This is a genomic window from Methylomonas sp. PHL2-19 (assembly GCF_059331595.1).
Window position 1 is genome coordinate 292007 of sequence record NZ_CP196839.1, and the last position, 21727, is coordinate 313733.

A 21727-nucleotide genomic window follows, 5' to 3' on the forward strand; every position below is an offset into this window, starting at 1 on the left:
AAGTTGACTTATATATGGATTAAGTACTGAACGCGGGAAAACTTAGATCTAATAAAACCTAAATAATAAAGACTTCGTCAATGGCTACCCAAGTTTTGCTAACATTGTCTTTATTGTCTGGCTGAAACCATTCTCGGTATAGTTTTCTGTTATAAAGTCAGCGGCGTTATCGATTGCAGCCCTTTTTTCAATATACAACTGTTCCGCCCGAATTAGAGTGTCTTTTAATGATCCAACTGAGCCATCAAAAAAAACAAGTGCCGAATTGATAACTAAAGATTCTTTCGGCAATTCCGTAGTCAAAACTAGCCGACGAGTAAAAATATATTCATAAACCTTAAACGGGAATATGCCATTTCCCATGTCACCAATGGATTTGTGTGGATTAACTAATACATCGCATTGATTCATAAGTTCATAAAGCTCAACTTCCGAAACATTATGTCCAAAAGTCAATTTTTCAGGCATCGCCTTGGCCAACACATCAAACTTTTCGGCCAAGCCCCCATTTCCAGTTACAACTACTTTCCAACCAACAGGCAAGTCAGTTACTAACTCAAGAATTGTATCTGCGCCTTTTTCTACGTTTAATCCGCCAAAATACCCGATTATACGAGCTTTATTCACAAACGGCTTGTCAAATTCTTGACTAGATAATTGCTTGGATATTACGGATGGAAAGAGAATTTTTTCTGCTGGAACGACCGAAAAATAATCTGCAACATCCTTGTTTACACAAGTAATTAAGCGAACAATCTTTGATAGCCTGAGTAGCAGAAAACTGTCTAATTTATTTTTAATATCTAAGAATCCGTTCTTACGAGAAAAAGGGAGATCTTCGACTTCAATTACAATATCGTGGCGTTTAGGCATTAATAACGCAAACAAGCACTCAAAGGCATAACCGTTGTAGCACCAAAGCAAAAAATGTTTAGTTGACTTACATAGTTGCGTTGCATACCACCCGGCAAAAAGCAAATTAAAAAGCTTGCCGAATTTTCTATTCGGTATAGTAAAAGGAGTAATAACGATTACTTTGATGCCACCAACAAACTCTCTTTTTACTGAACATTTACTAAATTCTTCCAAATTATGAGCAGTATTGATTAAAACAACATTTTTATTCAAACCATGCAGTATTCTTATTACACTTTCAATTTTTTTTGACGCCCCCAAATGAGCCAAGGATGATTTACCAAGCGGACTATAAGCCGCGACTAACAATATTCTGTTATACATTTTTTTTTATAGACTTGTTTTTCAATTCCGAAGAAAAATAGAAAGCCATACAAAGCGAAGCTACAACAATAGAAGACTTGTCAAATGCCAAGAATGCACCATTAAAAAATGTAGATAGTGATAAATAAACCATTAGCAACCAATCTTTCCATAGCGGCCTGAGTAATAATCCCATGAGCAAAAAACCTGAAACGCCATAATTTATAAACAAATTATAGAAACCAGTAGATAACGCACCAAATAAATCACGCCGTGACATCTCTTTCGTCGAAACAATAAACTTACCTAGCTCGCTATTCGTTACCCCAATAGGGCTGTTTAATAACACTTGACCAACCACTCCAGCGGGCGCCGCCAAGCGATAATAGCCTGATGCTTCTTTCTTTTTATCGAAGATATTCGAAAATCTTTCAACAGTTGAAAATGATGAAAAAGCAGCCCAACTTACAATTAGAACTAAACCTCCAGCGGAAAGCAGTAATATTTTATTACCCGCCTTAACATCTGACTGCATAAAATTGGTCAATAGCAACAAGAATACAGCAAACTGTCCGGAGGCAGACATACATAAGTATACTGTTACCAAAACACAAAGAATCATGCCATTTTTAAACCATGATTTCTCGTATGCCTTTAGTACAATAACCAATAGCGAACTTAATACAAACCCCAAATAAGAAGGCTCACCAAAAGTCGCCGCAGGCCGAATACGCGAATAAATTAAATCAAGCGCCTCTGGTAGCGTCGCATAATTTGTAATAAACAACTCGTACGGCACAGTAAAATAAACACCTCGCTTCAAAAAAATAGTTTGAACGATAGTCATGCCTAATAACGATATTAATAAAACAGGGACGATTTTTTTGAGAACAGGCCTGAGCTTAATACTTTCAAATATATTAGATCCGCAATTAACCATAGCATATATTGCAGAATAGCAAAAAAACTCCCTGGCCGTTTTTAAAAAATCATGCTCCGCATAACCCGAGTTTAGGGAAAAAAGCACCGGCAAACACATGATTGCAAAAAGAATAATACCGACAGGTGCAAACTGCAAAAAGTTTCTTATCGGTATAATAAACAAAACCAGAGTGAACGCCAGAATCTGAAATGAAACATAAAATGAAAGGCCTAATTGAATAAAAGGAAAACACAATAAAACCAATAGCAACAGCAATGTTTTATTTTTGGCATAACTAGTGTCTGTAGGGTAACTTTCAGTTTCCATCTAACTCTTAAGCCTTATTCAAAATTTTAATATCACAGCGTCTTAATCTGACATCTTAAGGATTGTCGCTAGCATCCCCCAACTTTTAAATACATCGGGTGCCTATATAATCTACGCAAAATGCAAAAACGACAGCTTTAATCAAGCCAATCTTTTTTGACATTCTCAGTATCATGCCGTGTTGAATTAGACCTTTGTCGTCAATTTAACAATGATTTCCTGATAGGCCCTAGCAAATCCTTGCCGGCGTTCGATTTCCTCATTCTTTGCCAAAAGCATCTGTTTTTGTTCTTCTTCAGGATCATAATTATCGAGAACCTGTTCGATCAGATCAGCCAATTCAGCCGAATCATCAGGGCCAAAGTAATGGCTACGTTTAGGCGATTGCTCTATATGCACATCAATTTCGGATAGCAAAATATTCTTGCCCATTGATTTTGATTCTTCTACCGTTGTACTCCATCCCTCAAATAATGACGGGTTAATCACCGCCACGGCGTGATACATCAACCCCAGCATATCGTCGTATGGAATGGACCCCAGTATACGAAAAGAATTCTCCAACCCCAACGCCTCAACTTTTTTTGTAAGCAACTGAAAGTGGTCAGGATTTCGAAAATCAACAGTATTACCGGTACACACCACTGTCGGTTCAATCCCGCGAGTCTTTAGGCGACTCAGTGCCTCAATGACAATTAAATGGTTCTTGTGTACCCACAATTGGTTGGGCACGTGAAACCAGTGTTCCGGTAACTGATATAACTGCTGCAATTGGCTTTTTTCTTGCGGCTGCCAATCAACAGGTGGGCTAGATACAAATTGAAGTATATTCACATCTATATCCGCATCTGGATAAAAACGCTTTAGATCTTCTGCTGCACTGTAGCTACTTAGCAAAATCGATCTTTCTGATTCTAGCAAGTTAGTATGCAAACTATCTCTTCTTGCGATTTCTTTGGCATCAAAAAAATTTGGCAACCTCTTATGCTGAAAATCCGGTATCCACGGCAACGCAGGAATTGGGCAAGTTTTCCATAGACTTTCAGTGTGGGACACACAATCGATTTTGTATTGTTTGAGTAACTGGTAAAAGAATAAATCTCTTCCTAAAAGCCGCTGCATTATTTTTCTGATATTTCTTGGAAAACTTCCTTTATCAAAAATGCTACTGCGCACCACTTGAGCGTATTTCTCAAGACCATGTAAATCAATGCTCTGCCCGGTAAAAATTACAATCTCAATGCGTGAATCGCGCATGGTTTGTATAGTTCTTATTAAATTAATATAGTAATTTACGCCACCAGTCCACCGGCTATCAAATACCTCAAAAATAAATCCGACGCGAATTACTGACATGTTTTATACCAATCGACATAAGTAGAAACGCCTTCGCACCAGTTAATTTTAGGCTCCCAATGCAACGCGCGAGCCTTTGAAATATCCGCCACATAGGCGTTGGGATCACCGGCTTTAGGCCGGGATGAAAAGGTGGGTTTTACATTCACCCCAAATTGATCGCCTACATATTCCAAAATATCCTTCACCAATACACCTTGTCCGGCGCCGGCATTAATGATCAAACAATCTTGAGTAGCACTTTGCGCTGCGATTACCATCAGTTTCGCCACATCCTCCACATGCAACCAATCCCGTATCTCTTCGCCCGTTCCAAAAAAAACATTTTCGCCATTTTCGAACTTTCGACATGCGTCCCAAAGTAATTGCTTGCGCAAGCCTGGCCCATATATGGAAAACAGACGCACGATAGAAATCGATAAATTAAATTGCTGAGCATAGAGTTTGCATAAAATTTCGGCCATCTGCTTATGTACACCATAAGGCGATACCGGTTTCTGCGCCGCATCCTCTGTAATTGGTAAAGTTTTGACTTGCCCATATACTGCCGCACTGGAAGGATAAACCAAGCGGGTCGAAGGCGAATGCACCCGAATATATTCAAGAACATCTGAAGTTGCGCGAACAGTTAAATCAAAATCGAGGGCCGGCTTTTCAACCGATATCCCTACGGAAGAACCACCAGCGCAATGCACAATGACATCTGGTGCAATACCCCACTGAATAAGAGCCTCAAGTGTCAGTTCACAGCTACGCCACTCTGAAATACCATATTCCCGCCAGTTTTCCCAATCTCCACGCCCCATTCCGATTACACGCTTACCTTGCTTGGCGTACTCTGCGGCGACATGGCGACCAATGAAACCAGCTGCCCCGGTAATTAAAACTGTCACTGCCTTCTCCATTAGATATTTCCGAAACTCGAGCCGGCCGCAGGCAACGGCATAACTATTTTAGGATGTGTCTTCTTGAGTGATGCGAGATAAGTTGTTTCGTCGGGATTATTTACCAAGTCAGATTCAGTCACAATACTGGCATTAATCCAGGCTTGCTTTTCAAAACTGTACCTCCGTATTACCTTGGCCGGACTACCAACGACAACACTGAATGGTGGGATGTCTTTGGTCACCAACGCATTAGCACCAATAACAGAACCATGCCCAATAGTTACATTGCCAATCACTACCGCTCCCGCACCAAAAAAACAATTCACGCCCACATAAATAGAATCGTCCGTAGTCACTCCGCTCGACAAATATGGTTTGAGCGGGTCATCAAAACGATGATTTGCGCAAATAAATTTGCAATCAATTGCTGTCAGGGAATAATCTGAAATAGTTATTTGACTACCTGCACTAAAGAAATTACCCCGCCCAATAAAGCAATTCTCTCCGATTTTAATATTAAATCCATCTTTTATCCGTTGATTTACATTTAACCAGCATCTCTCACCTACACTTGAATTACTACCTATAGAGATATTGGTTGCACCTATCATCTGTGCAGATGGATGGATGTACACGCCATTTCCCTTTAGGCACTTACCCGCCAAAATGGATATAATCCGCCAATGTAAAGTGATTGGCAAATACGGCTGAAATCTGTAATAAAAAAAGCTCAGTATTTTTTTAATTATCCTCATCATACCTTTTCCATTATTTCTCAATTTATCAGCAAACACCACACCGACTTGATAATTTTTATTATTAGCCGAATGTTTCTTGCACATATCTGAAAACCAAGATTATTTACAAAAAACTATCTTATAGAACGCCAGTAAAAATCCATTTTTGTCGAAGCCTTATTTCATCAGATTTAGTAATTATAATATAGATTTTTTATCTACCGGCTAAACGCTTTTTAATAATTTTTTTATGATGAAGAAAAAAGGTAAAATCGCGCAAAGAAAATAAGCTATTACCGAACCAAAAACAGCACCTGCAGATCCAATTTTAGGTATTAACAATACAGTAATAGATACATTCATAACTCCGGTCGACACCGCCACTATCAATTGGGATTTAACTAATTGCAAACCGTTTAGTAAAACAGCAATTGCTCCCCCAACGGTAGAGAACACCAACCATATTCCACAACCAACTAATAAAATCATAGACGGTGTCGTATCATGCCCCACCCAAAGATCAATAATCATTTCACCCAGCCATACTAAAATAAGGGCCGAAGGTATGCTAACGAGAAGTGACCAGCGTATGGATTTTAAAAATATACGTTTTACCCACTGCATATCACCATTAGCAAACGCTTCCCGGTAGGCTGGCCATAAAGGGGTGAACACCAATCCAAACAGCATGGGAGGAATCAAAAATAATTTCATGCATATTGAGTAAGTAGTGACTTCAGCTGGCCCCAGCATATTGGCGATAATGACATTATCGGCCTGCCCTTGGATGACGGCGGCAATTTGCAATACAAAAAACAAGCCACCAACAGCAAATAAATGTTTTGCAATTGATCCCTGAATATTGCTAAAACGAGGGCGCAAATATCGCCTGCTGATAAATAAGTAGTGAATATTACTAATGAAATAAGCCAAAAAAGGTCCGGCAAGAAATGCAATGACAAAACCCAGCAACCCTGTATCCCGCTGAATGGCCAGGTACACAAATAGAAGCGATAGTAATGACGCCGTAGCATTCCAGAAATTATCCAAATTTCCTTCTTGGAGGCCTCTTTGTACTTTACCCACTAACGTGATAAATATATTCACAAAGAAAAACACGCCAACTATCAATACAACAGCATTTAGGTCGGATAATGATACCGAATCGGATATTCCCAGTACTTTACCCCAAGAAATAAAAGGCAATACACCCAGAAATAATAAACAACCAATTAACGCAACCGCCATTAAACTAAAAAATGCGGTAGATACAATTTTGGGAACTTCATCCCTGTTCTCAGCACTTGCATGAGCAATCATATTTAGAACCGCATTTCCCGCACCTCCATCCATAAACCCCAACATCGATACCATGGATGAAACAGCCACCCAAACACCGTATTGTTCTTTACCCAAATAATGCACAGTCAGCGGAACTATCGCAAGAGAAACCCCCATTGTCACTATTCTGGCAGCAAGTCCTGACCAAGCAGTTTTAATGATTTTTTTCTTCCTTTCCTGCCCTTTACTTTCTAACACTGACTTTTTATAACTCCGCATTAATATATTAAAAAATCATCATACTGATTTAGAAAATTAAAACACTACAGCTTAAATGCCACCCTATATATTGACAAGGCGATTATCATTAACTATTGCCAATTACATTAATAAACAAGCGATTTACAACAAAAGTCAAACCCAATGTTTAAGTGCATTTAGCAAAAAACTATACCTCACCAGCAGAAGAGCGCATGTAGCACCAAACACATCAGCGACCATATCTTCTATACTTGCTGCTCGATCCGGAACCGTCAATTGGTAGGCTTCTTCGGCAATCCCCAACAATAAGGCCAACAATAACGGCCCAATAAATACAGCCCTACTCTGTTTACCAATAACGCCAAACCAAGCCACGCAACTCAACAAAGCAAATATACCGAAGGCCATAAAATGCGCTACTTTGTCTAGACCGGAGACTTCCCCCATAATTTTAGCGGGGGGCTGAGACGACTCCGTGAACAATAACATTATCCAAGCAATGCTCAATAAAATGAATAGACTTGCAAATTTGAGATTTTTTTTTGATCTGGTCATTTCATTATTTTCATGGAAGTAAACGCTCTAGATCGGCTGCTACCTCCCTAATCATTATCGCCTTAGAAATGAGAGATCCCATTATTGAATCAGATTGACGACTTCACTTATCAGAGAACAGGGTATTCGGGAATTGTTTTTATAACCAAAATAAACTTCCATATACTTTCGAGCTCCATTTTCCTTTCTCGACTAATTTCTCGATCCTTATCCTTACTGTTCAAAAGTAAGACTTATTAGAATCATCTACTCAAGACCGATCCAACCTAATTAATTAGCTATTTCATCCAAGTATACTGAAATATCGTATTATTTAGTGAACATGGACGCAGATGATAGAATTTCCTAGACAATCTTAGTACGCCTGCTGCCCCACAAACCCTTTAAAAATAGTCAATATCACAATCTTTAAATCTAAAATGACTGACCACTGGCGTATATATTCCAGGTCGTGATGAATCCGTCTTTCCATTTTATCGATGGTTTCGGTTTCGCCTCTGCAACCGCTGATTTGCGCCAAACCGGTGATGCCGGGTTTCATTTTGTGCCGCAACATGTAACCTTGGATTTGTTTGCGGTAGTATTCATTGTGAGCCACCGCATGGGGCCGTGGGCCGACCACGGACATGGTGCCGCTCAGTACGTTTAGAAACTGCGGCAATTCATCTAACGAGGTACGCCGCAAAAAGCTGCCTAGTGGCGTCACCCGGCTGTCGTTGGCAGTGGCTTGTTTGATGCTGTCGCCATTTTCACATACCGACATCGACCGAAATTTCCACACTTCAATCTGCTCACCCTTCACGCCATAACGCATCTGTTTAAAAATGACCGGCCCCGGCGAGGTAAGCTTAATCGCAATGGCGATGATCAGCATCGGGATAGCGATAATCGGCAAAATGATCGCACACAGCAACAGATCCTCAAGGCGTTTGGCGAAGCCATCCAGTGACGAGTTTAAGGGCGTATCGAAGACGCTGACCACCGGGATGCCCTTTACGCTGCTGAGCTTGGACTGCATCAGGTTAAAGGTAAAAAAATCGGGCACTATATTCACCGACACCGTACTGTCAGCCAGCTCTCGGATTAATTGGTTAATCCGCTTTTCTGCACGTAACGGCAAGGTGATGTAGATATGATCGATTTCTCCGCGCTGCGCTCTTTCCAGCAGCTCTTTGAAGTCGCCAACGATGACATCGACCATGTCTTCATCCTGCCTCCGCTGTTTGTTCTCGATGCGGTCGTCAAAAAAACCAACAAAGCTGTAACCCAGCCAAGGCATTTCAGTCAGCGCGGCATTTAGGCGTTTGCCTAGCGAATTGCCGCCCAAAATCGCGTAGTTACGGGTATTAAGCCCGTGCATACGCAAGTAGGACAATGTCGAGCGGCGCAGCGAGTGCAGCATAATGATGCTGAGCGGCGCCAGCGGCAACCACAATTCCAAGACTTGCCGCGAGTACTCAAAGCCAAGGTCAAATACGAAAAAACTGCTGGCAATCAGTGCAAAGGCCACTATCCACGATAATAGTATCCGCACTGCATCGTCAAATAAGGGATCACCGCGCCAGCCGTGATAGATCTCTTGATGCTCGGCAAAAATACCGAACAGCACGGTACAGACAATAAATAAGCCCAGGTATTCACGGTCGAACGGCTCGCCATAGATGTGTAGCGAGATGTATAGCGTGATAAAAATCAACGCGGTATCCATGGCCCGCTTAATGCTCTGCAATTCGGGCTGCAGCGGCCTGATAAATCCTTTTGGGCGAAACTGATTCATATCAAATATACTGGTTAGCTTAATGAGTCGATCATTTGCCTGCCTGATTATAGGACTTTAAGCCAAGATTATTTCAGCTTAATGAAAGTTTAATGCTACACCTGCGGTGGCATGTAATCCGTTCGGTGCCTACAAGTTTTTCATGCATGCCGCTTCTTAGTGACATCGCAGGCGCAACAATTGTTACTTAAACACCAAATGAAAAATCAACGTTGCTTGTAAACCACTTTAGCAGGTCTTGCCAAGCTCACCAATAAAAACGCTACCCTTAACCCAGTAAACAGACTATTTCATAATCCTTATGACAGAATCTTTCATATCAAATAAAGCCATTCCCGTTCGCGAACGCCTGATCATGGCGCTGGATGTTTCCAGCATTGCAGAAGCGCAAGCTTTGGTTGAAGAACTGGGTGAAGCGGTGATTTTTTACAAAGTGGGCATGGAGCTATTCATGTCGGGTGATTATTTCGGATTTATCGAATGGCTGAAGGCCCGTGACAAAAAAGTGTTTGTCGATCTTAAATTCTTCGACATTCCAGCCACGGTGGGCAGGGCAATTAAAGCGCTGAGTAACAAAGGCGTGGATCTGGCCACTATCCACGGCAACGATTCCATTATGGAAGCAGCGGCAGCGGCGAAAGGCGACTTAAAAGTGTTGGCCGTCACCGCATTAACCAGTCTGGATCGCGGCGATTTGGACGACTTGGGCTTTCAATGCGATGTGCGCGAGTTGGTGTTGTCCCGCGCTAAGCGGGCGTTGCAAATTGGTTGCGACGGTATCGTCTCATCAGGCCTGGAAGTAGCAATGATTAGGGAACAACTGGGCGAAAAGCTGCTGGTAATCACTCCCGGTATCCGGCCGGTGGATAACCGCGAAGACGATGATCAAAAACGCGCGGTCAGTGTCGAGCAAGCCATTCAAAACGGCGCGGATTACATAGTAGTAGGCAGGCCTATCCGCGACGCGACTGACCGTAAAGCCATGGCGGAAAAAATCCAGGGGCAGATTGCGGCGCAGTTTGCTTGAGTGGCTTTAATCTCTCGATTATTCTCCTTTACCCTTCGGGTAATTATGCCCGGAGGGTGCCGAGATAAATGGCAATTTCTTTACGCTTTAGAGCGACTCGAATACCTATGCCCGGCATCTAAAATTTAACTCCCTGCAAAAAGTGGGCATAATGCTCCGGTTTTTAATGCGCGCAACCAGCCAATGCAATGAAACCAGCGGCAAACATCTACTTGATCGGCCTGATGGGCGTGGGTAAAACCACCATAGGCAAACAGCTTGCTAAAGCCTTGCAATGGCCGTTCTACGACAGCGATAGAGTCATTGAGGAATGCACGGGGGTCGATATTCCGACTATCTTTTCTTACGAAGGTGAAGACGGCTTTCGGATGCGCGAGCAAACCGTGATTCGGCATTTATCGGCATTGCAAGGGATAGTGATGGCCACCGGCGGCGGTGCAGTGTTATTGCCGGAGAATCGGGCAGCCATCAAGGAAAACGGCTTCGTCGTCTATTTGCACTGTTCGATAGACAAAATCCTGCATCGTACCAAACACGATACGCAACGTCCGCTATTGCGCACCGACAACCCCAGGCAACGCCTGCAAACCCTGCTGGCGCAGCGCGACCCGCTGTATACGGAATGCGCCGATTTTAAAATCGACTCCGGCGTCCTGCCCACTAAAACCGTGGTTAAAACCATTTTGCAGCAATATCAGGCTGCCCTAGAAGATCATGAAAGAATTGCAAGTTGCACTAAATAACGACAGAAGTTACCCGATTTACATCGGCGCCGGCCTGCTGGCTCAGCCGGAATTGTTGACCAGACATATTCGCGCCAAACAGGTGCTGATCGTTTCCAACGAGACTATCGCGCCACTGTATCTGGCCAAATTACAGATAGCATTGGGCGACTATCAAGTCGAAACGGCCATCCTGCCGGACGGCGAACAATACAAAACGCTACAGTATCTGGAAACAATCTTCGATCAATTGCTTGCCAAAAAATTTAGCCGCAATGCCACCTTGATTGCCTTGGGTGGCGGCGTGATCGGCGATATGGGCGGCTTTGCGGCGGCCTGTTATCAACGAGGCATTGCGTTTGTTCAGATTCCCACCACCTTGCTGGCCCAGGTCGACTCCTCGGTGGGCGGCAAAACCGGCGTTAACCATCCGCTGGGTAAAAACATGATAGGGGCGTTTTACCAGCCGCAATGCGTGATTGCCGACGCCGATGTACTGGACACCTTGGACGACAGACAGCTGTCTGCCGGCTTGGCGGAAGTGATCAAATATGGCCTAATTCGCGACCCGGATTTTTTGCAATGGCTGGAAGCGAATATGCCGAAATTGCTGGCTCGCGACAAAGACGCCTTGGCTTATGCCATTGAGCGTTCCTGCATCAATAAAGCGGAAGTGGTCGGCGAAGACGAGTTTGAATCCGGCGTGCGCGCTACTCTAAACTTGGGCCACACCTTCGGCCACGCCATCGAAACCGGTAGCGGCTACGGCCACTATCTGCACGGCGAGGCGGTAGCTATCGGCACCTGCTTTGCCGCCGATTTATCGCGGCGTCTGGGCTGGCTGAACGATGCCGACGTTAAGCGGATTATCGACGTTTTCCAGGCCGCCAAGCTACCCGTGACACCGCCTACGGAAATGACGACCGAACAATACGTGGATTTGATGGCGGTCGATAAAAAAAATGTCGACGGCAAAATCCGCGTGATTCTGTTGGAAGCGGTCGGCAAAGCCTCTCTTCCCGTCAACGTCGATCTGGCGCAATTGCAGGCAACTTTGAACGGCTATGCTGGATAACGACGACCTGACTTATAGTTACCAAAAACGCTCGGTGGCCAACAACGCCGAACGGACCTTGATTACGCTGGAGCGCTCGCAGAAACTGGATTTGCTGCTGCACTTGCTGGCCAATTTGCAGCAATCGCTGATCGTCTGCGGCCCGGAAGGCATCGGTAAAACCACCTTATTGGAAACTGTCCGGCAAAATCGCAAGGATATGTGGGAAGTCGTGTTGCTGCCGGCTTCACCAGACTCCAGCTTCGAAAGCCTGATCAACGATTTGTTGCGCGGCCTGAACATCGCTAAAGGCTCCGCTTTCGATTTAAGCGCACTGCGCGACAAATGCGCCAGACAAAAGGTAGTGCTGCTGATTGATGATGCCGGTAATTTAGTACCCGGCCTGATGACGATGCTGATCGAATTTGCCGACTCGCTACCGGGCTTGCGGCTGGTGTTGGCGATGAATCACGATCAATTCCACATCAAAAGCGGTACCGACAAATTGGTGGAGGAGTGCCATTTCATCGAACTGCCGCCGCTCAGCAAAAAACAATGTGGCGAATATTTACAAAATCTGTCGGCGCAACCGGGCGCAGTGGTCTCGTTTAACGCCATCAGCGACAGCCTGATCGAGGATTTATATCGGGCCAGCAACGGCATCCCCGGCAAGATTCTCGGGCAATTGCCCAAGCTGGCCAATTACCAAAGCCAAAAACGCAGCAAGGCAGGCTTGTGGCTAGCCATTGCCGGCGTATTAGCCGGAGCCGGCTATGCGGTAAACTCGTTATTACCGCTGGAACAACTCATTGAGCAAACAGCTGTCAATGCGCCGAGTAGCAGCCCAACCGACAGCACCAACAAACTTGCGGTCGAAAGCCTACCCGTGCCGGCGATACCGGAATCAAAAAAGCCATCGGCGCCGGTACCGACCAACGAGGAAGCAATCTCACCACCTCCAGCTACAGCCTTGCCCGAACCCAAAGTTCCCGAGCCAGTAGCAGCGCCAACCAATGTTGTGGCCTCCGTTGCCCCCGCTCCGGAAATGCCAAAGCCGGCCACCCCTGTTCCGACTGCCATCGAAAAACAGCCGGTGAGCCAACCCGCTGTCAGCGAAACCATCAATACACCGGCCGTTGCCAGCCCTCCGTCGCCTAAACCCGAACCTCAGATTGAAAAACCCGCAGCACCTGTCCCAGGCGTAACACCTACCGAGGAGCCGCCCGTGCAAGCAGCTGCTAAACCCGTCGAACACAAACCCGCCAAACCCGCCTTCGAAGGCAGCGATCAGGACTGGATCATGGCGCAACCAGCCAACAACTTCACGCTGCAAGTCATGGTGCTGTCCACTAAAGATGCGGCACTACGTTTTCAAAAAAAATACGCCGATTACCGCGACGGCCTGAAGTTCTACCCCATCAAACAGGGCGAACAGGAAAAATACGTGGTAATTTACGGCTCTTTTCAATCTGCCGCCGAAGCGATACAGCTTAAAGCCGTTATGCCCGGCGAGTTTAAGCAGGCCATGGAAAAACGCTTCCGGGCCGTACAAAAAGAAAGCCGCCGCTGATTCTCATCCCAATCGAAACGAATGACCAACTTACAAAACGATTTATTCTTAAAAGCCCTGTTAAGACAGCCCGTCGACCGCACCCCCGTCTGGATGATGCGCCAAGCCGGACGTTATTTACCCGAGTACCGGGAAGTACGCACCAAGGCCGGCAGCTTCATGCAACTTTGTACCAACCCGGAATTGGCCTGCGAAGTGACCTTGCAACCGCTGGAGCGTTTTAATTTCGATGCGGCCATCTTGTTTTCCGATATTTTGACCATCCCCGACGCGATGGGCTTAGGGCTATCGTTTGCCGAAGGCGAAGGCCCGCAATTCGCCAATCCGGTCAGAACCGCAGCCGACATTGCCAAATTACCGATTCCCGATCCGGAAACCGAATTGCGTTACGTGATCGACGCCGTGCGCTTGATCAAAACCAATCTGTACGGCCGGGTGCCCTTGATTGGCTTTTCCGGTAGTCCCTGGACGCTGGCGACTTACATGGTGGAAGGCAAAAGCAGCAAAAGCTTTCAGAAAGTGAAAAGCCTGATGTTCGAACAACCGCAGCTCATGCACCAGATGCTGGATAAGCTGGCGCAATCGGTTGCCTCATATCTTAATGCGCAAATTGCCGCCGGCGCCGATGCGGTGATGGTGTTCGATACCTGGGGTGGCATGCTCAGCCATGACGATTATCTGGAGTTTTCGTTGCGCTATGCGCGGCAGGTTCGCGAGTTGTTAAACACCCATCAGGACGGCAAGCAAATCCCCACCATTTTGTTTACCAAAGGCGGCGGCCTGTGGTTGGAAGCGATGGCCGACACCGGCTACGACGCGCTGGGCCTAGACTGGCAAACCGACATTGGCCAGGCGCGCGCCCGCGTTGGCGACCGGGTGGCGTTGCAGGGCAATATGGATCCGATTACTTTGTACGCGCAACCGGAAGTCATTCGCGAAAAAGTCGGCAAAGTGCTGCAAGGTTTCGGCAATGGCTCAGGACATGTATTCAATCTGGGGCACGGCATTTTGCCGGATATTAATCCGGAACACGTCAAAGCCATGGTCGATGCGGTGCGGGAATTGAGTCCGCAATATCATCGCTAAATAAGGGCGTTTATACTTGAGGGCAATGCCGCTAAGTTACGCCTACCTCTCCCTCCGGGAAAGGGCTGGGGTGAGGGATGGAAATAATTGTTTTTAATCTCCCTCATCCTAACCTTCTCCCGGCGGGAGAAGGAATTATCTACCTCAACTTTGCGGTATTACTCCGGGATTAGAGGACCAATTGCGGAGTTTTACGATTCGCTGAATAATTTGCAGCCATCCAAATTTCCAGCATTTATCAATTTTTAACATTCTCGACATGTGGATTCAAAAACGCATCCAGCTAGCCGCGAAACCGCGTGGCTTTCATTTGATCACCCGGGAAATAGTCGGCCAGCTGGCCGAACTGGATAAAATTGAAATTGGCCTGGCCCATGTGTTTTTGCAACACACCTCGGCATCGCTGGCCATCAACGAAAATGCGGATGCGGATGTGCGCCGGGACCTGGAAAGTTATTTCTCCCGGGCGGTAGCGGAAAATGAACCATACTACCGGCACACACTCGAAGGGCCGGACGATATGCCTGCCCATATAAAAACCGTTATATTGGGCAGCTCGCTAAGTATTCCGATCAGCGACGGCCAATTGGCCTTGGGGATTTGGCAAGGCATTTACCTATGCGAGCATCGCAATCGTGCCGGCAATCGCACCATCATCGTAACGCTACACGGCGAATAAAGAGGTATTTATGAACGCATCGAAATCAATCATGTTATTACTGGCGGCTCTCAGTCAAAACCTATCCGCGGAAGAAGCCGGAAAGCCTCTGGAAATGACCGTCTATCGCAGCCCCACTTGCGGTTGTTGCGGTAAATGGCTGGAACATGCCAAACAAAACGGTTTTAAAATCAACGACGTGGTTAGCGATGACATGGAAACCATCAAAGCCCGTTTCGGTGTCCCTGAGAAGCTGGCGTCCTGCCATACTGCTGTCGTGGACGGCCACGTTATCGAAGGCCATGTGCCGGCCGCCGACATTCAGAAGCTTTTGCAAAGCAAATCCAAGATCGCCGGTATCGCCGCGCCGGGCATGCCGATGGGCAGCCCCGGCATGGAAATGGGCGGGCAGCAAGATGCGTACAAGGTGGTTTCCTTCGATAAAGAAGGTAAGTATGAAGTGTTTGCAGAGCATGGCAGCAAGCAATAACTCAACTTACGTACTCTCGCCGTCCGTTTCGCTGCCAACCATTATGTCTTTTCGCCAACATATAGCATGACTAAGGCTCTCGTCACCGGTGCCAGCGGTTTTATCGGCGCGCACCTATGCCAAGCCTTGGTCAATCAGGGATATACGATCAGAACATGTAGTCGCTCCGGGCATGGTAAGGACAACATTGTCTTGGATTGGGCTGCACCGGGAGCGTGCCCCGCTGAGTTGTGCGCCGACATAGACGTGATATTTCATCTGGCCGGCAAAGCCCACGCCTTGGCGGAACGTCGGCAGGACGAGGCCGAATACCGGCAAATCAACACCGATGGCACGCGCAAACTATTGGCAGCCGCACAACAGGCCGGAGTGAAAACCTTTGTGTTCTTCAGCAGCGTCAAAGCCGTCAGCCAGACTAGCCGACAAGCCATGGATGAAACGGTCAACGCCCCCGCCTCAGATCCCTACGGTTTGTCCAAATACGAAGCCGAACAACTGGTGCTGAACGGCGGCTATGTCCCGCATCCTGTGGTGTTACGGCCCAGCATGGTCTACGGCGACACCGGGAAAGGCAATCTGCCGCGCATGATCCACGCAATTCGCCGCGGCATATTCCCGCCGCTACCGGAATCCGGTAACCAGCGCTCCATGGTGCATGTCGATGATGTGGTGGCATCGGCATTGTTGGCTGCAGAAAATCCCGAAGCAGCCGGGCAGGTCTATATCGTCACGGATCAACAAAGTTATTCCACCCGGCAGATTTACGACGCGATCAGAGCCGCGCTCGGCAAGCGGCCTGTCGCCTGGTCGATACCGATGCCATTGCTAACCAGCTTAGCCAAATTGGGCGATGGCTTTGGCCGGCTGACGGGGCGACGCTTTCCTATCGATAGCGATAGCCTAGAAAAATTAACCGGTTCGGCGTGGTATTCGTCTGCTAAAATCGCCCGCGAATTGGGTTTTCAACCTCGCCAAACTCTCTGGAAAGCCCTGCCCGATATGATTCGCCATTTAAGTTAAATCCAGCGTGCTACTGCTTTTTACTGTTACCTTACTGCTCGCCGCCGTATTGACCGGCCTGATTCGCCGCTACGCCTTAACTTACAAGGTGCTGGACATTCCCAACCAACGCAGCTCACACAGCGTGCCAACCCCGCGCGGCGGCGGCTTGGCTATCGTGCTGGCCTTCAGCGTGGCGATGCTCTGGTTGTTTTTTGACCGGCAACTGACTGGCACTTCCCTGGCCTTGTTGGGCTCCACGCTATTGGTAGCCGCTATCGGCTTTTGTGACGATCACGGCGAAGTGGCCGCGCGCTGGCGTTTCTTGACGCATTTACTGGCGGCGATCATCGCCCTGGAATTGTTGGACGGCCTTCCCGTGGTATTGGTCCCCGCGCCATTCGACGCTCTCTTCGGGCGCTTGAGCGTCAATCCAGGCTGGTTGGGCTACCCCTTGGGAGCACTGTTTTTGGTGTGGGCCTTAAACCTGCTCAATTTCATGGACGGTACCGACGGCATTGCCGCGTCGGAAGCGCTGTTTGTATCCTCTGCATTGGCGGGCTATCTGTTTTTTATCGACCAAAGCTTATGCGGTGTTGCCTTGAGTTTGGCGGCGGCTTGCGGCGGCTTTTTGCTGTGGAATTGGCCGAAAGCGAAAATCTTCATGGGCGATGTCGGTAGCGGCTTTATCGGGCTGTTGCTGGGTTTATTAATTTTACTGGCCGCACAACAGGCCGCCGTTCTGCTGTATTGCGGGCTGATTTTATTCGGTGCGTTTATCGTGGATGCCAGCTATACCCTGGCGGTCAGAATGTTCAGCGGACAAAAATGGTACGCGGCGCATTGCTCGCATACCTATCAGCATGCAGCCAAACGTTACGGGCATTTACCGGTGTTATTGGCAAGCTGGGTAATCAATTGCGGCTGGCTGCTGCCTATATCCCTATGGATATTCAAGCATCCCAGCCATGCTTTGGCCGGCGTTATCGTGGCTTATCTGCCCTTAATCTATCTGGCTTACCGGTTTAAAGCCGGCCAATCCGAGTGGGTTATTTCGTGACCTTAAGATTCCGCTCCCGCACCACCATCTTTTTGCACGATCTAGCCATGATCCCGTTGGCCTGGTTCGGCGCTTACTGGCTACGCTTTAATCTGCAAAACATCCCGGACGAATTTTTTTATTCGGCCTTATTGTTCCTGCCTTGGGTCATAGCCATCCAAGTCAGTTTATTCTGGGTGTATGGTTTGTACCGCGGCGTTTGGCGGTTTTCCTCGCTGCCGGACCTGATCCGCATCGGCAAAGCGGTGTTGACCGGGATTTTTTTTATTGCCTCCGCCTTGTTTTTATACGACCGCCTGCACGGTGTACCGCGTTCGGTCGTCCCCCTTTACGTGCTGATCCTGTTTTCCTTGCTCAGCATTCCGCGTCTGGTATATCGCTTTTGGAAGGAACAGACGTTCGCGGAGCGCGTGGGTAAGCGCGCATTGATCGTCGGTGCCGGTTCCGCCGGCGAAATGCTGGTGAGAGATTTATTGGCCAATGTCGATAGCGATTATGTGCCGATAGTGTTCGTCGACGACAACCATGGCAAATACAAACGCGAAATTCGCGGCATCCGCGTCGCCGGCACGGTCGAGCAAATTCCGGAGTTAATCGAACGTTGGAATATCGAAACAGTGCTGATTGCCGTGCCGTCGGCCAGCGATCAACAAATGCGCCGGATCGTGGAAATCTGCGAAAATTGCTCGGTGGATTTTCAAACCCTGCCATCGGTTAAAGAATTGCTGAGCGGCGCGGTCACCACCGCCAATCTACGTAGCGTTTCCATCGAAGATATTCTGGGCCGCACGCCGGTGAAGCTGGATTGGCCCGGCATAAAAAACCATCTGCACGACAAAGTCATTTTGGTGACGGGCGGCGGCGGCTCGATAGGTTCCGAGCTTTGCAAGCAACTGGCGAGAGCCCAGCCACGCAAGCTGATCGTATTCGATCAGTGCGAGTTTAATTTGTACAAAGTCAACGCCGACTTGAATCGGCTGTTTCCGGAGTTATCGCACCAAGCGGTGCTGGGCGATGTCGCCGATCCCGTTGCGGTGCAGCAATTAATTGCCGGGCAAAAACCGGAAATCGTGTTTCACGCCGCCGCTTATAAACATGTGCCTTTGCTGGAAAATCAGATCCGCGAAGCGGTGCATAACAACCTGATCGGCACCAAGATCCTGGCGGAAGCGGCTATTGCCGCCGGCGTGGCGCGCTTTGTATTAATTTCCACCGATAAAGCCGTCAATCCGACCAACGTGATGGGCGCCACCAAGCGGGCGGCGGAAATCCTGTGCCAAAACCTGAATCAGACCGGCAACACCCGCTTTACCACGGTACGTTTCGGCAACGTGCTCGATTCGGCCGGTAGCGTGGTGCCGCTGTTTAGAGAGCAAATCAAGACCGGCGGCCCTATCACGGTGACGCATCCGGATATTACCCGCTACTTCATGACGATTCCGGAAGCCTGCCAGCTCATCATGCAAGCGGAAACCATAGGCCAGGGCGGCGAAGTGTTTGTATTGGATATGGGCGAACCGGTCAAAATTACTTACCTGGCGGAGCAGATGATCCGCCTGAGCGGCAAAGTCCCGAATAAAGACATTGCCATTAAGATTGTCGGCTTGCGGCCCGGCGAAAAACTCTATGAAGAGCTATTCCACGATCAGGAACAATTATTAGCAACCAGCCATGCGAAATTGCGCCTGGCCAAAGCCCGACTCTACGACTCGGTGGAATGGGCTAAACAGATTGAGGATTTGCAGAAGGAGTGCCGGAGCTACGATAACCAACAACTGTTGGCCGGTTTGAAGCAGTTGGTCCCCGAATTTACGAATACGCCGGCGGCTTAATAACAGCGCTAAAACGCACTCTCTCCAGGCAATGTCATTGAGCTAAGCCCCCTCCTGCTGAAGAAAGCTATAGGGTTCTTAACTTTTCAGAGATCCACCTATCCGATAGCAATACAGCTTGGTTTTGCGGCTATCGTTCAGTTCGAGCACCGATTCGGGGTGGCTATTCGGTATCGGAAAAGAAGACGAGACAAACAAGCAGCCGGCCCGCATTTCCCGCCGGACTTTTTCGCCGATTTTCGCCATCACCAGCGGCGACAGAAAGGCGAACACCACATCGAACTCGCGTAAATCCTGCTCCCAAAAACTGGATCTGCCTACCCGGACATTAGCCAGATTGCGGCAACGCCATCTTGCCAGCAGCCAGGGTAGCGGCGCTCGCTCCAAGGCCACCACAGCCATGTCCGGCCGGGCTTTTGCAAGCGGCACGACAACGGTAGCCAGACCGGCGCCAATATCGATAAACGCTTGCGCCTGCTCGCGGCTTACTATTTCGATCAGCGCCTCGCTGACTGCGGAAGAGGACAAGAACAACGGTACATCGCCTTTCACTGTACCCCAAAATAATAGGGTCAGCAGCAGCAATGTCAGCAGATACAGCCAAGCAGGCACTTGCCAGCTCAGCCCGATTAACACGGTCGGCAAAAATAGCAAATGAATCGGCAGCCACCAGACAGGCTGGCGAAAACCGCGAGAAAACAGTGCGGCCAAGCCGGCCTGAATAGCGACAGTTTGCCAAACGCTAATGTGCAGGGGGATCAGTGCGCGTAAGCCCATCACAGCGACACAGGCCATTAGCTGACTCAGCAGAGCCTTGAATAACTGCATCGCCGGATAGATTACAATTTAAGGGGTTCTTGAATATCGTCGCTCCCGCGCCGGCGGGAGCCCAGTTACTACAGAGGATGCGCTGCGCAAATTAACTACTCCTGGCTAATGCGCAGCGCCTTCCGCCCCTGTAATTTTGGTATTTTGCTGAATAGTCGGCGATATGGCCGGCAGGCCGGGCACAGAGGTATCGCTGCTACCGGGCTTATCTTCGGCGCCATCGTGCAACACCTGATTTTCGGTCTTTTTATTCATCACGACGATGGAAATCCGCCGATTCATCGGATCGTTAGGCACGTCGCCCTTGTAAGGAATACTGGATGCCAAGCCGACCACGCGCAGCACCTTGTCTTCACTGAGTCCGCCTTGGGTTAACTCGCGGCGCGCTACATTGGCCCGGTCGCTGGATAGCTCCCAGTTGGAATAACCGGTGCGATTGCTGGGAAACGGCAATGCGTCGGTATGGCCGTTGATGGTGACTTTGTTGGGTAATTCGTTGATCACCGGTGCCAACTCGCGCAGGATGGCTTGCGCATAGGTTTCGATACCGGAACTGGCCAGTTTGAACATCGGCCGATTTTGCGCATCGATAATCTGGATTTTCAAACCCTCCGGGGTGGTTTCAAGCTTGATCTGATCTTTATATTCCGCCAACTTGTCATTGGCTTTCAGCATGTCCTCGATTTTTTCCTGCAATTTTTCCAGCTTGAGTTTTTCCTGCTCTTCCGCCAGTTTTTCAATATCCTCAGGCGTTGGCTCGGCCGGGGTATTTTCCCCTTGATGCACTTGCCCCTCGTCTTGCGATTTCAAGTCCTGGCCGCCGGCCTGAATGATGCTGGTCCGGTCGCCGGAGCCCTCACCGGGGTTACTGACAATCGCGACGCCAAACGGGTTTTGGAAATATTCGGAAATGCCTTTTTTAGTTTTCTCGTCGGTGGAACCGAGTAACCACATCAACAGAAAGAAAGCCATCATCGCCGTCACGAAGTCGGCATAGGCAATTTTCCAGGCCCCGCCGTGGTGCCCACCGTGACCACCCTTCTTGATTTTCTTGATGATTATGGGTTGTTCGGCCATTGT

At 48.0% G+C, this 21727-nt stretch carries 20 protein-coding genes; 10 read left to right on the forward strand and 10 right to left on the reverse strand.

Translation table 11 applies throughout. From position 1 onward, the window contains the following. Nucleotides 1-84: 84 nt before the first annotated feature. The 8 genes from ACR02O_RS01385 to ACR02O_RS01420 all read right to left on the reverse strand — a co-directional run bounded on the left by ACR02O_RS01385 (nt 85) and on the right by ACR02O_RS01420 (nt 9321). The gene (locus ACR02O_RS01385; protein WP_494522630.1) at nt 85-1239 is read right to left on the reverse strand and encodes a glycosyltransferase; all 1155 of its coding nucleotides are present in this window, start codon (nt 1237-1239) and stop codon (nt 85-87) included. Further along, the gene (locus ACR02O_RS01390; protein WP_494522631.1) at nt 1232-2467 is read right to left on the reverse strand and encodes a hypothetical protein; all 1236 of its coding nucleotides are present in this window, start codon (nt 2465-2467) and stop codon (nt 1232-1234) included. Before ACR02O_RS01390 ends, ACR02O_RS01385 begins: the two co-directional genes overlap by 8 nt. Nucleotides 2468-2653: 186 nt before the next feature. Continuing rightward, the gene (locus ACR02O_RS01395; RefSeq protein ID WP_494522632.1) at nt 2654-3823 is read right to left on the reverse strand and encodes a glycosyltransferase family 4 protein; all 1170 of its coding nucleotides are present in this window, start codon (nt 3821-3823) and stop codon (nt 2654-2656) included. After that, nucleotides 3814-4728 (reverse strand): NAD-dependent epimerase/dehydratase family protein, encoded by a 915-nt coding sequence (locus tag ACR02O_RS01400; protein ID WP_494522633.1) that lies wholly within the window; start codon nt 4726-4728, stop codon nt 3814-3816. The genes ACR02O_RS01395 and ACR02O_RS01400 overlap by 10 nt, the downstream gene beginning before the upstream one ends. Continuing rightward, entirely contained in the window at nt 4728-5552 is an 825-nt protein-coding gene (locus ACR02O_RS01405) for an acyltransferase (protein WP_494522634.1), read from the reverse strand. Before ACR02O_RS01405 ends, ACR02O_RS01400 begins: the two co-directional genes overlap by 1 nt. A gap of 120 nt (nt 5553-5672) precedes the next feature. Next, entirely contained in the window at nt 5673-6986 is a 1314-nt protein-coding gene (locus ACR02O_RS01410) for an oligosaccharide flippase family protein (RefSeq protein ID WP_494522635.1), read from the reverse strand. A 156-nt stretch (nt 6987-7142) separates the two neighbouring features. Continuing rightward, nucleotides 7143-7544 (reverse strand): VanZ family protein, encoded by a 402-nt coding sequence (locus ACR02O_RS01415; protein ID WP_494522636.1) that lies wholly within the window; start codon nt 7542-7544, stop codon nt 7143-7145. Nucleotides 7545-7899: 355 nt separating this feature from the next. After that, the gene (locus ACR02O_RS01420) at nt 7900-9321 is read right to left on the reverse strand and encodes an undecaprenyl-phosphate glucose phosphotransferase (RefSeq protein ID WP_494522637.1); all 1422 of its coding nucleotides are present in this window, start codon (nt 9319-9321) and stop codon (nt 7900-7902) included. Between the two features lie 301 nt (nt 9322-9622). Between ACR02O_RS01420 and pyrF the strand changes: the two genes are divergently transcribed. From pyrF to ACR02O_RS01470, 10 genes are all read left to right on the forward strand, one after another. Beyond that, on the forward strand, nt 9623-10348 hold the full coding sequence (pyrF, locus tag ACR02O_RS01425; RefSeq protein ID WP_494522638.1) for an orotidine-5'-phosphate decarboxylase: 726 nt from the start codon (nt 9623-9625) through the stop codon (nt 10346-10348). A 188-nt stretch (nt 10349-10536) separates the two neighbouring features. Beyond that, nucleotides 10537-11091: a shikimate kinase gene (locus tag ACR02O_RS01430; RefSeq protein WP_494522639.1), complete on the forward strand. Its 555-nt coding sequence runs from the start codon at nt 10537-10539 to the stop codon at nt 11089-11091. After that, nucleotides 11063-12145 carry a 3-dehydroquinate synthase gene (gene aroB, locus ACR02O_RS01435; RefSeq protein WP_494522640.1) on the forward strand — a complete coding sequence of 361 codons (1083 nt, stop codon included), beginning with the start codon at nt 11063-11065 and terminating at the stop codon, nt 12143-12145. Before ACR02O_RS01430 ends, aroB begins: the two co-directional genes overlap by 29 nt. Then, complete coding sequence (locus tag ACR02O_RS01440; protein WP_494522641.1) at nt 12135-13694, forward strand: AAA family ATPase; 1560 nt, start codon at nt 12135-12137, stop codon at nt 13692-13694. The genes aroB and ACR02O_RS01440 overlap by 11 nt, the downstream gene beginning before the upstream one ends. Before the next feature lie 21 nt (nt 13695-13715). After that, nucleotides 13716-14780 (forward strand): uroporphyrinogen decarboxylase, encoded by a 1065-nt coding sequence (gene hemE, locus ACR02O_RS01445; RefSeq protein WP_494522642.1) that lies wholly within the window; start codon nt 13716-13718, stop codon nt 14778-14780. A gap of 259 nt (nt 14781-15039) precedes the next feature. Further along, nucleotides 15040-15459, forward strand: coding sequence for a secondary thiamine-phosphate synthase enzyme YjbQ (locus ACR02O_RS01450; RefSeq protein WP_205451618.1), 420 nt, complete (start codon nt 15040-15042; stop codon nt 15457-15459). Between the two features lie 10 nt (nt 15460-15469). Continuing rightward, entirely contained in the window at nt 15470-15928 is a 459-nt protein-coding gene (locus ACR02O_RS01455) for a DUF411 domain-containing protein (RefSeq protein ID WP_494522643.1), read from the forward strand. A 66-nt stretch (nt 15929-15994) separates the two neighbouring features. Then, nucleotides 15995-16948 carry an NAD-dependent epimerase/dehydratase family protein gene (locus ACR02O_RS01460; RefSeq protein WP_494522644.1) on the forward strand — a complete coding sequence of 318 codons (954 nt, stop codon included), beginning with the start codon at nt 15995-15997 and terminating at the stop codon, nt 16946-16948. 7 nt (nt 16949-16955) lie between these two features. Beyond that, complete coding sequence (locus ACR02O_RS01465; protein ID WP_494522645.1) at nt 16956-17987, forward strand: MraY family glycosyltransferase; 1032 nt, start codon at nt 16956-16958, stop codon at nt 17985-17987. Then, on the forward strand, nt 17984-19819 hold the full coding sequence (locus tag ACR02O_RS01470; RefSeq protein ID WP_494522646.1) for a polysaccharide biosynthesis protein: 1836 nt from the start codon (nt 17984-17986) through the stop codon (nt 19817-19819). Before ACR02O_RS01465 ends, ACR02O_RS01470 begins: the two co-directional genes overlap by 4 nt. Before the next feature lie 78 nt (nt 19820-19897). Here ACR02O_RS01470 and ACR02O_RS01475 read toward each other — a convergent pair whose 3' ends face one another. Both ACR02O_RS01475 and motB read right to left on the reverse strand, forming a co-directional pair. Next, complete coding sequence (locus ACR02O_RS01475; RefSeq protein WP_494522647.1) at nt 19898-20614, reverse strand: class I SAM-dependent methyltransferase; 717 nt, start codon at nt 20612-20614, stop codon at nt 19898-19900. Nucleotides 20615-20752: 138 nt separating this feature from the next. Then, entirely contained in the window at nt 20753-21724 is a 972-nt protein-coding gene (motB, locus tag ACR02O_RS01480; protein ID WP_494522648.1) for a flagellar motor protein MotB, read from the reverse strand. Nucleotides 21725-21727 lie beyond the last annotated feature (3 nt).

Coding starts and splice junctions, on each gene's coding strand:
- ACR02O_RS01385 (WP_494522630.1), bottom strand. CDS start 1,239: ATGTATAACAGAATATTGTTAGTCGCGGCTTATAGTCCGCTTGGTAAA.
- ACR02O_RS01390 (WP_494522631.1), bottom strand. CDS start 2,467: ATGGAAACTGAAAGTTACCCTACAGACACTAGTTATGCCAAAAATAAA.
- ACR02O_RS01395 (WP_494522632.1), bottom strand. CDS start 3,823: ATGTCAGTAATTCGCGTCGGATTTATTTTTGAGGTATTTGATAGCCGG.
- ACR02O_RS01400 (WP_494522633.1), bottom strand. CDS start 4,728: ATGGAGAAGGCAGTGACAGTTTTAATTACCGGGGCAGCTGGTTTCATT.
- ACR02O_RS01405 (WP_494522634.1), bottom strand. CDS start 5,552: ATGTGCAAGAAACATTCGGCTAATAATAAAAATTATCAAGTCGGTGTG.
- ACR02O_RS01415 (WP_494522636.1), bottom strand. CDS start 7,544: ATGACCAGATCAAAAAAAAATCTCAAATTTGCAAGTCTATTCATTTTA.
- ACR02O_RS01420 (WP_494522637.1), bottom strand. CDS start 9,321: ATGAATCAGTTTCGCCCAAAAGGATTTATCAGGCCGCTGCAGCCCGAA.
- pyrF (WP_494522638.1), top strand. CDS start 9,623: ATGACAGAATCTTTCATATCAAATAAAGCCATTCCCGTTCGCGAACGC.
- ACR02O_RS01430 (WP_494522639.1), top strand. CDS start 10,537: ATGAAACCAGCGGCAAACATCTACTTGATCGGCCTGATGGGCGTGGGT.
- aroB (WP_494522640.1), top strand. CDS start 11,063: ATGAAAGAATTGCAAGTTGCACTAAATAACGACAGAAGTTACCCGATT.
- ACR02O_RS01440 (WP_494522641.1), top strand. CDS start 12,135: ATGCTGGATAACGACGACCTGACTTATAGTTACCAAAAACGCTCGGTG.
- hemE (WP_494522642.1), top strand. CDS start 13,716: ATGACCAACTTACAAAACGATTTATTCTTAAAAGCCCTGTTAAGACAG.
- ACR02O_RS01450 (WP_205451618.1), top strand. CDS start 15,040: ATGTGGATTCAAAAACGCATCCAGCTAGCCGCGAAACCGCGTGGCTTT.
- ACR02O_RS01455 (WP_494522643.1), top strand. CDS start 15,470: ATGAACGCATCGAAATCAATCATGTTATTACTGGCGGCTCTCAGTCAA.
- ACR02O_RS01460 (WP_494522644.1), top strand. CDS start 15,995: ATGACTAAGGCTCTCGTCACCGGTGCCAGCGGTTTTATCGGCGCGCAC.
- ACR02O_RS01475 (WP_494522647.1), bottom strand. CDS start 20,614: ATGGCCTGTGTCGCTGTGATGGGCTTACGCGCACTGATCCCCCTGCAC.
- motB (WP_494522648.1), bottom strand. CDS start 21,724: ATGGCCGAACAACCCATAATCATCAAGAAAATCAAGAAGGGTGGTCAC.